Raw genomic sequence first — 12606 nt, forward strand, 5'->3', positions numbered from 1 at the left:
CGTCGCGTAGCGACCTAACACTTCATCATGTGGTTAGGTCGCTACGCGACGGAATCAAACGTAGGCAGCTCAATCTTCTACAAACATTAGGTCGCTACGCGACGGAATCAAACGTAGGCAGCTCAATCTTCTACAGACGTTAGGTCGCTACGCGACGGAATCAAATGTAGGCAGCTCAATTTTCTACAAACATTAGGTCGCTACGCGACGAGTTGCCTAGGCGACGTTGCGGCTAGGCGACGAAAATGCCTATAACGAAGCATTTAACTACAGCTATTAGGTCCGGTCCGCCGGTGTGGCTACGCGACGAAATTACGTATAGCGAAGACGTTTAAGGTTCGGTCCGCCCCCTTCGCTACGCGACGGCTAACGCAAATGGCTTCTAAAACTTTTGAGCAGCGTGGGTGATCTTACCCATACCTATCGTAAAAAGCCTGTCTGCCCAGCGCCGACGGGCTTTTCTGTTTTTACTGATCTGTTTGGTTGCCGGTCCTGTTTACGTATCAGCAAATTCCTTTGGCGACGTACCTGTGAATTTTTTGAACGCCCGGTTGAAGGTCGCTTTTGAGTTAAAGCCACAGTCGAGTGCGAGGCCCAGGAAACTCAGGTGCGCATTGGCGGGGTCACGTACCTGTCGTTTGAACTCATCGACCCGGTACTCGTTCACAAAATCATTGAAGTTCTTGCCCGCCCCCGCGTTGATCACCTGCGAGAGCAGCACCGGGTTAGTGTGCATTCGCCGCGCCAGATCGGGCAGGGCCAAATCGGGCTCCAAATACGGCTTCTCACTCTCCATGAAACTCAATAAGGTCGAGAGACGCTCGGGCAAGTCGGGTAGCAGAACAGCCACTTTTGCCTGATCAGCCGATAACGCAGCTACGGTTGGCTGACGGTTGGGCACTGCACTTTTCCCTGCGAGTAGTTCTAAACCGTGGCTTTCCGGCATAACAGCCTCACTACTAGTCACCTCAGGTTTGAATACTAATTTTCGGGCCAGTTGGGTCTGGGCATAGCCTTCAATGCTCACATAGTAGATCAGCACCACTGCTGCCAGGTTTCCCCACCAATCCTGCCAGAAAGAAAGGTCGAGCCAGATGTCGAAAAGCGTTACGATCAGGTTAATCGTAGCTGTGACAATAAGAGCGATCAGGAAGTTGCGGTACCAGCGGAAACTGATGGTGTCGGTTTCTGAAAACTGGTGCTTGATCCACTGCCGATAGCCCCGGTACAGTTGAAACGATAAGTACAGATAAACGTATTGCTGTACAAGCAGCACCACAAATTCGATGTTACCGATCTGAAGCGGGTTATGCACGTTGGTTTCCCACTGTTGCACAAACGCCGGTCCCTGGGCAAACACAGTGATATGGTATACCCAGTGACTAATAAACGGCAGGGCATGCCAGCCATCGCGGAGCCGAAACCGAAAAGTGGAGTCGAACTGACTTTTGAGGTAGAAATAAACAAGCGGCCCCAGCAAATAGCCTAAATCGCGGGGAAAAAACTCTAACTGCCGCCACAATATCTCGATGCCACCGAAACCGAGCATATACACCCAAATCTCGAAGCAAAGGGCCACCAGCACGCCACCAAGCAGTTTATCCGACAGCCTCTCTTCCCGATAGCCCCTGATCCACAGAAGAATAGCATAGACCCAACCCTGTATGAAGCCAAACAGTAAGGGAGTTGAATAGGCAGAGAAGTAAAACGTCATGGAGGTTGCAGGTATGGGCAGGAAAAGAAATGACTAAACTAATCGAGATCGACCACTCGGCCAGCATCTTCTTTTTTCACCACCAGAAAAGGCTTTCCAGTGTCGATGCGCTTTCCGCTCATCACCACATCGACCTGCTCGCTGTTAGCCAGATAGAGTTTGGTACCGACCGGAAACGAGCATGTTCTATTGCCTTTTATACCGAGCATAAAACCAGAGGTTCCGTTGCCTGTAGCGCCGGGCTCATAACTGATCAGCGTGATTTTCCGGGGAATCAGGCTCGTGCTGTGGAGCACAAACGTGACCTTATTCGCGGTTGCGTCGGCCGCTGGTCTATCAGCCCGCGTGTTATCGGCAGTGGCGTCGCCCGTCGGCAGGGTTTTACCCGCGTCGGCCGCTGTCACGGTCAGGATCAACCCCTTGGTTGTTTCGCCATCGTTACTGAAATAGAGCTTCGACCCTACCGGCCAATTACAGGGAACGGTCTCGCGCTTGTTCATCGTGAACCCATAGGCAATGCCCGGCCCTTCGACCCGGAACATACGGTGGTAACCAAGCGTGTTTTTGAGCATAAACGTAACCCGGTCGGCCTTGCCTGCTACGGATACGGTGGCTGCCGTAGCAGGTACGTTAGCCGTTTGGGCAGCGGCAGGTTTGGCCGTGCCAGCTACGAGACAAGTAATGAGGGAGAGAGCAATGAGCGATTTCATGGTGATTGTGATTATGATTATGTACTGACTTTATTTTCCGTTGGTATATCCCATACTGAGATTAAGGTCTCCTTTCAATACCAGAGATAACTCAGCTGATTGGTCCGGTGATACGTTGACAAATACAGCCGAAGACTGGGCATCGAACGTCAAGGACCGACTGTCACCAGGTTTCAATTCGCCTAGTGCTAGTTGTTTCCCGTCGGCTTGCCGCTGGTTAACCAATACGGCAACAGAACCAATGTTTTTGACCTGTGCCGAGAAAGGACCGTGACTGTTATCGCCCAGATTAAATTCCTTGCTGGCAGGAATAGTTGTGACAGACGTAACGCGATTAGCGAAACGAGCTGACTGGCAATCGGTGAGCAACGGGATTAGTGCCAGAGCAGCGAATAGTGTTTTCATGGTGATTGTGTTTATGCAATTGACTGGATCAAAGGTGGTGGGTGAGTGGCCCTCACTTCGCCTCAAAAAGAAAATGAGACGGCTCAGATTATAACCTGGGCCTTTCTGTCCCGTTTATCGGCTCCTTTTTGGCAATAAGATTAACTGTCTTGCCAGCATCCTCAGGCTTCACGACAAGCAGCGGTTTGCCGGGTACGTCGAGGCCACGCATCGAGGCGTTGATCTCTTCCTGATTCACCTGCGACAGCAACGTACCTGGTACCAATTCGACTTTGTAAGTCTGCCCCGGTGCCAGGTACGTCGTGAAGACGTTGAACGGCTCGCCAGCACGTTTCTCCAAAAATTTGACGTGTTTGGGTAAGAGGCCGTTGTTTTTGAGCGTGATCGTCACGCGTTGAAGCTGTTGAGCAGCCACGCTGGCTGGCAGCAGCAGGCTCAGGCAAATGAGCAAGCGAAGCGTTTTCATGGGCGCAGGTGGTTTAGTATCCTGATAATCAAGCCAAATTCTAAGAATCCTGGTTACAGATTACCCTTGGTCTTGATGCGCTCGGCACCGGTGTTGTCTTTGCGTTCGCGGGCACCTTTCACCTCGTTATTGCCGAAGCGGTAGCTGAACCGGATAGTGGCGCGGCGGCTTTCCCATTTGCGGTAAATGTCGAACCGGGCACCACCGGCAAACTCGCCCGCCTGTGTCCAGCGCATGGTGTTCAGCAGGTCATCGATGCCGAAGCTGACCCGGCCGCGACCATCCATCACTTTCTTCTGAACGCTCAGGTTCAGGGCCCCCAACCCGCCAATCTGGTAGATCGTCTGCCGGGTAGGTGCATTCCAGAACCCCGATACCTGCGCCTCCCAGACTTTCGACAGCGTAAACGAGTGTTGCATATAGCCTTCGAAGGCAAACGCCCGCTGATCGACATCCTGATTTGTTGCGATTGCCCCCTGATAACGAGTCCAGGTGGCGCCGGCGTAGAGGTAGGCGTTCCACCATTTTTTGATAGCGAAAGGCGAGTTTATCGACAGGTTCAACACAGTTGCCTTACCCACGTTGTCCACGGTCTGGTAGGCAGTCAGCCCGTCCTGCCGGATCACGTCGGTCGAAAAATCGCTGGTTGAACTATAGGCGATCTTCAGCGTCGTCGCCCATTTATAGGTGTAGCTCAGCTCCGCATTCTGTGTGTACGAAGGCCGCAGAAACGGATTCCCGCGCTGACTGGTGTAGGGGTCTATCTGGTACACGAACGGGTTCATGTCCTGGTAATTGGGCCGACCAATCCGCCGACCGTAGTTCACCGATAGCTGCCCGTTTTTCGATACCTGATACTGTACATAAGCCGTTGGGAACAGGTTCAGGTACGTGGTGTCAGGACGGTTGATGGTGCGCTTGAGCAAATCGGTTGACCGGCCGTTTACCAGCGAGTTTTCGGCTCGTAATCCGGCCTGCATAGTCAGTTTGCCCGTTTTTCGGTTCAACGACGCATAGGCCGCCGTCACAATTTCGCGGTACGTGAAGCGGTTGGTTCGGTTTACGTCAGCCCGGTTTTCAACGCCCGTAAACGCCAGCAGATCGTTGTCGGTATCTACGTCGGTATGTTTAAAGCCCGTTTCCATCGTTACCGAAGCGTCGGACCGGTGGCGGCTCTTCCATTCTTTTGTCAGATCGGCTCTGAACGTCAGGATCGTGATGTCGGTGGTGGCGTCGAACCGATTCTGGCGGTTGAACAGGGGCTGCCCCTCAGCGCCCGTGTACTCGCTGGTGATGCGGCTGGGTGCGGTGTTGCCAAATCGGGTATAATCGGCGTCGACGTACAGGGTCAGGCCCAGCGTGTCGGCATACTGATAATTGAGCGCCGCGTTGATCCGGTTATTCTGACTGGGACTATCGACGCGGTTGGTCAAACTCGAATCGGGCGTGGTGCGTTTACCGAAGATATCGGTAGTAGTGTAGGTACCAAACTGGTTCGATGCCGCATTACCCGCCACGATCAGGCCAAGGGTATGGCGGGTGCCGACGGTATAGTCGGCACCCGCTTTGTAGACGACCGCCCGTGTTCCGTCGGCATCGAACCCGCGTTGCAGAAACTGCGCCCCCGCCAGATACCGGTTGATGCGTACGTTGGTGTTCTGGAAATTATCGCTTCCCGACAGGTTACCAAACAGGTTCAGGCGTTTGGCGCGGTAGTTCAGGTCAACGGCGGCATTGGCGCGGTAATGGTCACTTTGGCCATAGCCCGCCGAGGCGTTACCGTTCAGCCCCAGGCTTTTATCGCGCCGGAATTTGATGTTGATGACCCCCGCCCCACCCTGGGCATCGTACCGCGCCGAAGGATTCGAGATCAGTTCAACCGTAGCGATGTTGGACGCCGGCGTTGCCCGAAGCAGGTTGGCGAGGTCGGCCGCCGAGAGGTTGGTTGGTTTTCCGTCGATGAACACGTTCACGCCCTGTTTACCTGCCATGCGCACATTATCGTTCGGGTCGATCACCACACCAGGCGCCTGCTGGAGCATTTCGTAGGCTGTTTTTCCCTGCGCCGTAGCGTTATCCGCCACGTTCAGGACCGTCTTATCGGCCCGCTGTTCGACGTACGGTCTGCCGGCCCGCACCGTCACCGCCGCCAGGGTGTTGGTTGATGCTTGTAGCTGGATGGGATCCAGGTACGTTGCCTGCCCCGCCTGCACCCGCACTTCTTTACTGGTGGCGTTATTCATGCCCACAAACGAAGCCTGGACCCGGTAGGCCCCCGCAGGTACGTTGCTGAACGTGAAGCGCCCCGCCTCATCGGCCACGGTACCTTTCACGAAGGTGGAGTCAGGTGCACGCAATAGTTTCAGCGCAGCAAACGGGGCGGGGCTATTCCCGGCGTTTTGAACAGAACCCGTAATGGACTGGGCCGTAGCCACACCCAGTACGATGCATAAAAGAAAAGCGGAGTAGAGTAAACGGGCCATTGGTCGGATCACCAGCGGCACCTTGTTCGACGTTGACCAGTTGATGCGCTGAATGATGGACCAAAGGTGGCCGGTGCCCCTCCCCCGCTCGCCTCATCATTAATTTGAGACGGCTCAAATCATAAGTTGAGCCATAAAATGGGCAAATACGCTGTTCTAACCCGTTTTATGGCTCAAACTAGTTCTTATCGAATTTAATTATAACGCTTTTGTCATCCCGACGGAAGGATCGTGGCGTTCCTTCTAATAGCGCCTGACCCTTCCAGAAAGAACGCCACGATCCTTCCTTCCGTCGGGATGACAAAAGCGCTGCCTGCTAACGTCTAATTTCTATTTTGAAAGCGTGCTAGTGTCACTTCAAGTCACGAAAAAGGGCAAACCAAAGTCCGCCCTTTACGTTATTACCAGTGTATAGCGGCCTACTAATCGATCAAAATTCCTTACGATCTGTTTGCATCAGTTGCTGTAGCGTTTCCAGATTCAGTTGCTGGTCAAAAATGGCCTTTACGGGAATACGAAATCCTGGTACGGTCAGGGCGTCAAGCGTATCGCCAACAAACAGAGTAGCCGCCGAAGCAAAGGCCATCGTGGCCTCATCTAGCTGATATTGTTCCAGCGATTCACGTACCGGGTCAATGATCCAGTATTCGCGAACGCCGTGCGCGGCATAATCCTCAAATTTTATTCCCCGATCCCGGCTGGTCGTACTCCTTGACAAAATTTCGACGATCAGGTCGGGCGCCGGATGCACCATTGTTTCGTCATCGAACGTACTGGCTATTTCCTTATTCCAGAAGCAGCTATCTGGCCGCATCGGCGGTCCGATCATAGTCATTCCGCGTCAGGCTGACCAGTGCTTTCTCTGAGTCAACCGCGCCAAGAACGTGGAGTACAACAAAGTTTTGAAGCAGGTTCTCAAGGAACTTCAATGCGTCTAAATGTCGACGACGCACGGGTGAGTGCATAATCACTTCGCCGTTGATAAACCGGCTTTCACGTCATCCGTGAGCCATTCGCGGAACGCACGACGCCGCTGTGTTTCATCATCCAGAATAGCCTAAACGCGCTCAATAACGAGCCGGGCATCGGGGGCTTCAAGCAAACGGGCAACGCGAGTGGCTAGCATGACACTAAATTAAAGGGTAGGCTAAAGCAAAAAGCGGACATAGTCGAATGACGACTTATGTCCGCTTTACTAGTGCTACATTATTCTGTGTATTTACCTTCTACACCGCATCTGACAGGCTGCTGAACGTAAACTCGCGGATCTTCATGGGCGGAACCTGTACTCAGTCAACCGGTTGACTATCCAGGTAAAGCGTATCAGGATCAAGATCAAGGTCATTTGGCCAGCGTATACTTCCATGACTTGCCTGAATTCCATTAAACAAAACCAGATCACGAAGTTCCTCAAACAAGCCTATTCCCAGGTAAGGCTTCACATCAAACCGTTTACGTTCCTGATTCGTGAAAACCAACTCAAGGCAATAGTTGTCAATCGGCTTTACAGCAACTACACGCGGATTCATACATCAATTACTTTAGAGGATCGATCGGAAAAATCTTTTGTCCACTAATAGCCAGTTGCCAATCGGCCATCAAGCTTTCCTGATGTATTTCAATCCAAGCCTGAACCAGTTTTATCTTTCCTTTTGGCAGTTTTCCGTCTAACATGTCGCCATCATCTATTTTGAAAACGGCTTCCATTTCACCGTATCGAACATGAATGTGAGGCAGTTTGTGCTGTTAGTTGTCAAAATAATATAGGCTGACAATCAGCCCATAAAACATAGAAATAACGGGCATCTGGCGACATGATTTGGTCGTTCAGTAGACTAAATTCGGAATTTACACTGCGTCTGACAAGCTGCTGAACGTAAACTCGCGGATCTTCATGGGCGGAACCAGGTAGTTCGCATCCGATTCGGTGCTGACCACGCGCTCGGGTTTGCCCAGCGTTTCGAGGTTGTTGAGCATGATGACCGGACTTTCGTTGAACCGGAAGTTCTTCACGGCATGCTTGATCTTGCCATTCTCGATGTAGAACGTCCCGTCGCGGGTCAGGCCGGTGAGCAGCAGCGTTTGCGGGTCGACCGTGCGGATGTACCACAGCTTGGTCACCAAAATACCGCGCTGGGTGCTTTTGATCATGTCTTCGAGCGAGGCTGTTCCACCCGCCATGATCACGTTGTTGGGGAATGGAACGGGCTTTACGCCTTTCTTCTGCGCCCAGTAGCGTGAGTACGCCATGTTTTTCACCACGCCTTTCTCGATCCAGCTCATCTTCTGCTGCGCCTGTCCATCACCTGCCCAGGGTGAAGCGGGCAGTTCGGCGTTGGTCGGATCGGAGTAGATCGTTACGCGGGGGTCAACGATCTTTTCGCCGAGCTTGGTCTTGCCACCCGGCTTGCTCAGGAAGCTCCGTCCTTCGTCGGCCGAGCGGGCATCCATGGCGAAGAAGATATTTTCGAGCAGTACAGTGGCTGCCGTAGGCTCCAGAATGACGGTGTATTTGCCGGGTTCCAGCGCTTTAGCATCTGCCGAAGCAGTCGCTTTCTGCATGGCGATGCGCGTAGCGGCGGCTGTATCGAGCTTAGTTACGTCGCTGAAGCCCTTGATCACGTACCCGGACCCTTTGCCATCGTCGGTCCGTACCGTCAGCGAGAAGTTGACGTTGGTATCGGGGTAGTAGGCAAACAGGCCTTTCGAGTTCATCATGGCCGAGTAGCCGTGGTAATCCTCCATAAATCCGGCGGCGGTCAATTTAGCGGCTCGGGTCAGTTCCAGGCTTTTGGCTACGGCTTCGGCGCGGGCATCGGGCGCCAGGTTGGCCGTGCTGGCGAAATAGCCATTGCTTTTCAGGTACGTCTGCGGCTCCAGAACACCCACGTATTCCGGGTTTTCGGGTGCCAGTTTCGCCAGTTCTTCAGCCCGACGAACCACTTTTTCGAGCGAAGCATCGTCGAACTCGTCCACGGTAGCCGTGCCGACTTTCTTGCCAAACGCCGATTGCACCACCAGATTCTGGTTCGTCTTGGCACCGCTGGTCGAGACTTCATTGCGCGCGTAACGGATATTGCCCCGCTTTTCGCCCGATAGGTTCACTTCGCACTCGTCGGCTTTCGAGTAGCTGAGCACTTTGGTGAGCAGAGCCTTGGCCTCCGCTTCAGTTAAGATTGTTGCCATCTTTAAAGAGTTTCAGGTTTCAAGTTTCAGGTTTCAAGTTTCAAGTTTCAGGTTTCAAGTTTCAGGTGCGCTGCTCGTCAACATACTGATGATCAGGCAACGCATTTGAAACTTGAAACCTGAAACTTGAAACTAAATTTTTCTAGCTGTATTGATCACATTGACACCATTGAAACGCGTCGTTGCCGACCCGTGCGAGACGGCGCTAACCTGCGAAGGCTGTCCTTTGCCATCGAAGAACGAGCCGCCAAGGCGATAATCCCGATCGTCGCAGATGGCGGCGCACGAGTTCCAGAACTCCTGCGTGTTCGACTGGTAGGCCACGTCTTTCAGCATGCCGGCAATCTGGCCGTCTTTGATCTCGTAATACAGCTGACCACCAAACTGGAAGTTATACCGCTGCTGATCGATCGAGAAAGACCCGTCGCCGATGATGTAGATACCTTTCTTGACATCTTTGATCATATCCTGCACTGACAAGGGTGTTTGTCCCGCCGCCAGCGAGACGTTGGCCATGCGCTGGAACTGCACCGTGCCCCACGAGTCGGCGTAGCAACAGCCCTGCGATTCTTTTTCGCCAATGATACCCACCTGATCGCGGATGGCCTGATAATTTACCAGTATACCATCTTTTACCAGATCCCATTTTTTGGTGGCGACGCCCTCGTCATCATAACCAACCGCCCCCAGCGACCCAACCTGCGTTTTATCAGCAATGAGGTTGACCAGCTTGCTGCCGTACTGGAAGTTTTTCGATTGCCATTTATCCAGCGTAGCGAAGGACGTACCGGCGAAGTTGGCTTCGTAACCCAGCACGCGGTCGAGCTCCAGCGGGTGACCCACCGACTCGTGAATGGTTAGCCAAAGATGACTTGGATCGAGCACCAGGTCATATTTACCCGCCTCGACCGACTTGGCCGACAGTTTCTGTTTCGCCTGTTGTGCCGCCGCCGTCACGTCTTCGAGCATGTCGTAGCCCTTGTTATAGCGCGTGGTGATGCCCGTTACTTTATCAGACGGATTTACCTGCAAGTATTCGTAGCCCATGCCCATGGGGGCGCTCAGGGCATTCCGAGTCTCGAACTTACCCGATTTAGGGTCGATGCAGGTCACGTTGAAAATTGGCCAGATGCGGTGGATATCCTGATCAGCATAGGTACCGTCTGACGAGGCAAAGTACTTCTGCTCGTTGACCATGAACAGCACCGAGTTCACGTAGTTGGCCCCGTTTTTCATGGCTGCCGCGTTTACACCCAGCAGCAGATCTACCTTTTCCTGAATGGGCACCTCGAACGCATTTTTCTTGATCGGCGCTTTCCACTCCACCTCGCCGTACCCTTTTTGCGGGGCCAGCTCGACTGGTTTTTTCATCAGGCGCGAGTTGGCTTTGGCAATAGCCACCGCCTCTTCGGCAGCACGCGCCACGTCGGCCTCGTTTTTCGCGTCGACCAGGGCCGAGAAACCCCAGCATCCGTTGGCAATAACCCGTACACCTACGCCATAACTTTCGGTGTTGACGATGTTCTGCACTTTGTCTTCGCGCGTGATCACAAACTGGCGCAGGTACCGGCCAATGCGCACGTCGGTGTAGGTGGCTCCTTTTGCTTTGGCAGCGTTAAGCGCCGCATCGGCCAGGCGTTTTTTTACAGCTACGTCGAGGCCACTCTCGAGAAGCACACTCGGATCGACAGATCGACCGAATGACGATGCATTGGGCAGCAGAATGCCAGCGGCAGACAGGCCCAGTAGTTGGTTGAAGTGTCGGCGGTTCATTGAGTTTTTAGTAAAAGAGATTGGTTGGGTACGTTATGACAAAGGCTACACACGATCCCCGTCGAAAGATGTTCCTGAAGGCCCTGTCGTTGCATAGCGGATGCCAGGTATGTGTTGACCAGCCCATGAAATTTAGCCATTTCAGCAACTAGATCGCTGGAAGTTACACGAACGGCAGTTAGCATAGTGGTTGTTGGGTAGGCATTGGGTGGTCATTGCTCGTTTACGAGGATTATTTACGAAACATGACCACCTAATGACTCCGTTGTTTCCGTTGTCGCTTGCCTGTGGCAAGCGACACGGGGTGACAACTAACCTTTGATATCCACTGTTCAACAGGCAAAAAGCCACCGGAACCCGGTGGCTTTTTGCGGTAAACGTCCATAAACCTACACGGCGTCAGAAAGAGAGGTGAACGTGAAATCGCGGATCTTCATCGGCGGAATCAGGTTGCCGCCTGCGCGAACGGGCTTACCCAACGCTTCGACGTTGTTGAGCATGATGACCGGACTTTCGTTGAAACGGAAGTTCTTGACGGGGAATTTGATCTGGCCGTTTTCGATGTAGAACGTCCCGTCGCGGGTCAGGCCGGTGTAGAGCTGGGTTTGCGGATCAACGGCGCGGATATACCAGAACCGCGTAACCAGAATACCCTTATCGGTGCTCTTGATCATCTCGGCCAGCGACTGATTGCCGCCCAGCATGATGAAACCACCTGGCCCCGGAATAGGCTGTACCCCTTTCTTGTCGGCCCAGAAGCGCGAATAGGCCAGGTTTTTCACGATGCCGTTCTCGATCCAGGTACGTTTCTCCTGCGGTAAGCCGTCGTTCCCACCGCCGCCGAAACGGCCACCGCCGCCTCCGCCACCACCAAAGGGCGACTGCGGCAGCTCGAGGTTCATCGGATCAGAGATGATAGTGACGCGCTCATCGAAGAGTTTTTCGCCCAGCCGGGTGCCACCGCCTTTCTTGCTCAAAAACGAACGCCCTTCATCCGCCGAACGAGCGTCGACGCTCCGCATCATATTTTGCAGCAGTTCAACCGAGGCGGTTGGCTCCAGAATGACGGTGTATTTACCCGGCTCCAGGGCTCGTGCATTTACCGACGCCAATGCCTTCTGCATGGCAATTTCAGTAGAAGCCCGGGTGCTGAGTTTGCTGACATCGTTCACGTCGGGGTTGGCGTAGCCCGAACCGGTCCCGTCGGCGGTACGTACGGTAATCGAAAAGTCTACGCTGGTCGATTTGTTGTAGCCGAACAGGCCTTTGCTGTTGCCAATGGCCGTGAAACCAGTCGTATCTTCCATGTACCCGGCAGCGGTCAGGTTTTTCTTGCGGCAGGGGTCGATGCTGTCGAAGGCAGCCTGCGCCCGGAACTCCGGGTTGATGTTGGCCGTACTCTGGGCAAACGTATTGGTATCCAGATACTTCTGCGGCCCCAGCATGGGCATATACTCGGGATTTTCGGGGGCCAGCCGCGCAATTTCCTCGGCCCGACGTACCGTCTTTTCCAGCGACGCATCATCGAACTCGTTAATAGTGGCCGTACCCGACTTTTTACCGAACACCGACGTAACCGACAGGCCCAGGCTGTCAGATTCGCCACTGGTCGACACCGAGTTACGCGCATACCGAATGTTGCCCCGGCGTCCGCCCGACAGGCCTACACTCATCTCATCGGCCTTGGAATAGGCAAGTACCTTGTCGATGATCTTTTTAGCTTCTTCTTTTGATAGGATGGCCATAAAACAGGTTACTGTTTATAGTTTGCTGTTTACAGTTTGCAGTTTACTGCGGTCCGCTGCTGCGGTGCGTTGCTCTAGGTACGTATCGTGCCGTGGCGAAGCACCGCAGCAGCGGACCGCAGTA

11 protein-coding genes are annotated in these 12606 nt (G+C 53.5%); all 11 read right to left on the bottom strand.

Annotated features, from left to right (window positions below; genetic code table 11):
• Positions 1–496: 496 nt before the first annotated feature.
• The 11 genes from ACAW75_RS16265 to ACAW75_RS16315 all read right to left on the bottom strand — a co-directional run bounded on the left by ACAW75_RS16265 (position 497) and on the right by ACAW75_RS16315 (position 12482).
• Complete coding sequence (locus ACAW75_RS16265; protein WP_370729797.1) at positions 497–1714, bottom strand: helix-turn-helix domain-containing protein; 1218 nt, start codon at positions 1712–1714, stop codon at positions 497–499.
• 38 nt (positions 1715–1752) lie between these two features.
• Positions 1753–2424 (bottom strand): hypothetical protein, encoded by a 672-nt coding sequence (locus tag ACAW75_RS16270; protein ID WP_370729798.1) that lies wholly within the window; start codon positions 2422–2424, stop codon positions 1753–1755.
• A gap of 30 nt (positions 2425–2454) precedes the next feature.
• Complete coding sequence (locus ACAW75_RS16275; RefSeq protein ID WP_370729799.1) at positions 2455–2829, bottom strand: hypothetical protein; 375 nt, start codon at positions 2827–2829, stop codon at positions 2455–2457.
• Positions 2830–2917: 88 nt separating this feature from the next.
• The gene (locus ACAW75_RS16280) at positions 2918–3295 is read right to left on the bottom strand and encodes a hypothetical protein (protein WP_370729800.1); all 378 of its coding nucleotides are present in this window, start codon (positions 3293–3295) and stop codon (positions 2918–2920) included.
• Between the two features lie 53 nt (positions 3296–3348).
• Entirely contained in the window at positions 3349–5778 is a 2430-nt protein-coding gene (locus tag ACAW75_RS16285) for a TonB-dependent receptor domain-containing protein (protein ID WP_370729801.1), read from the bottom strand.
• A 430-nt stretch (positions 5779–6208) separates the two neighbouring features.
• On the bottom strand, positions 6209–6607 hold the full coding sequence (locus ACAW75_RS16290; protein ID WP_370729802.1) for a Uma2 family endonuclease: 399 nt from the start codon (positions 6605–6607) through the stop codon (positions 6209–6211).
• 460 nt (positions 6608–7067) lie between these two features.
• On the bottom strand, positions 7068–7307 hold the full coding sequence (locus tag ACAW75_RS16295) for a DUF2442 domain-containing protein (protein WP_370729803.1): 240 nt from the start codon (positions 7305–7307) through the stop codon (positions 7068–7070).
• Positions 7308–7314: 7 nt separating this feature from the next.
• A complete protein-coding gene (locus tag ACAW75_RS16300) occupies positions 7315–7515 on the bottom strand; it encodes a DUF4160 domain-containing protein (protein ID WP_370729996.1) in 201 nt (66 codons plus the stop codon).
• Between the two features lie 111 nt (positions 7516–7626).
• Complete coding sequence (locus tag ACAW75_RS16305; protein WP_370729804.1) at positions 7627–8964, bottom strand: TldD/PmbA family protein; 1338 nt, start codon at positions 8962–8964, stop codon at positions 7627–7629.
• A gap of 132 nt (positions 8965–9096) precedes the next feature.
• Positions 9097–10737 (bottom strand): TldD/PmbA family protein, encoded by a 1641-nt coding sequence (locus ACAW75_RS16310; RefSeq protein WP_370729805.1) that lies wholly within the window; start codon positions 10735–10737, stop codon positions 9097–9099.
• 389 nt (positions 10738–11126) lie between these two features.
• Entirely contained in the window at positions 11127–12482 is a 1356-nt protein-coding gene (locus ACAW75_RS16315) for a TldD/PmbA family protein (RefSeq protein ID WP_370729806.1), read from the bottom strand.
• Positions 12483–12606: the final 124 nt, after the last annotated feature.

The sequence above is a fragment of the Fibrella arboris genome (genome assembly GCF_041321095.1).
Classification (GTDB): domain Bacteria; phylum Bacteroidota; class Bacteroidia; order Cytophagales; family Spirosomataceae; genus Fibrella; species Fibrella arboris.

What these genes read in the sequence shown, in the direction of transcription:
- ACAW75_RS16265 (WP_370729797.1), bottom strand. Translation starts at nt 1,714, where the DNA reads ATGACGTTTTACTTCTCTGCCTATTCAACTCCCTTACTGTTTGGCTTC.
- ACAW75_RS16270 (WP_370729798.1), bottom strand. Translation starts at nt 2,424, where the DNA reads ATGAAATCGCTCATTGCTCTCTCCCTCATTACTTGTCTCGTAGCTGGC.
- ACAW75_RS16275 (WP_370729799.1), bottom strand. Translation starts at nt 2,829, where the DNA reads ATGAAAACACTATTCGCTGCTCTGGCACTAATCCCGTTGCTCACCGAT.
- ACAW75_RS16280 (WP_370729800.1), bottom strand. Translation starts at nt 3,295, where the DNA reads ATGAAAACGCTTCGCTTGCTCATTTGCCTGAGCCTGCTGCTGCCAGCC.
- ACAW75_RS16285 (WP_370729801.1), bottom strand. Translation starts at nt 5,778, where the DNA reads ATGGCCCGTTTACTCTACTCCGCTTTTCTTTTATGCATCGTACTGGGT.
- ACAW75_RS16290 (WP_370729802.1), bottom strand. Translation starts at nt 6,607, where the DNA reads ATGATCGGACCGCCGATGCGGCCAGATAGCTGCTTCTGGAATAAGGAA.
- ACAW75_RS16295 (WP_370729803.1), bottom strand. Translation starts at nt 7,307, where the DNA reads ATGAATCCGCGTGTAGTTGCTGTAAAGCCGATTGACAACTATTGCCTT.
- ACAW75_RS16305 (WP_370729804.1), bottom strand. Translation starts at nt 8,964, where the DNA reads ATGGCAACAATCTTAACTGAAGCGGAGGCCAAGGCTCTGCTCACCAAA.
- ACAW75_RS16310 (WP_370729805.1), bottom strand. Translation starts at nt 10,737, where the DNA reads ATGAACCGCCGACACTTCAACCAACTACTGGGCCTGTCTGCCGCTGGC.
- ACAW75_RS16315 (WP_370729806.1), bottom strand. Translation starts at nt 12,482, where the DNA reads ATGGCCATCCTATCAAAAGAAGAAGCTAAAAAGATCATCGACAAGGTA.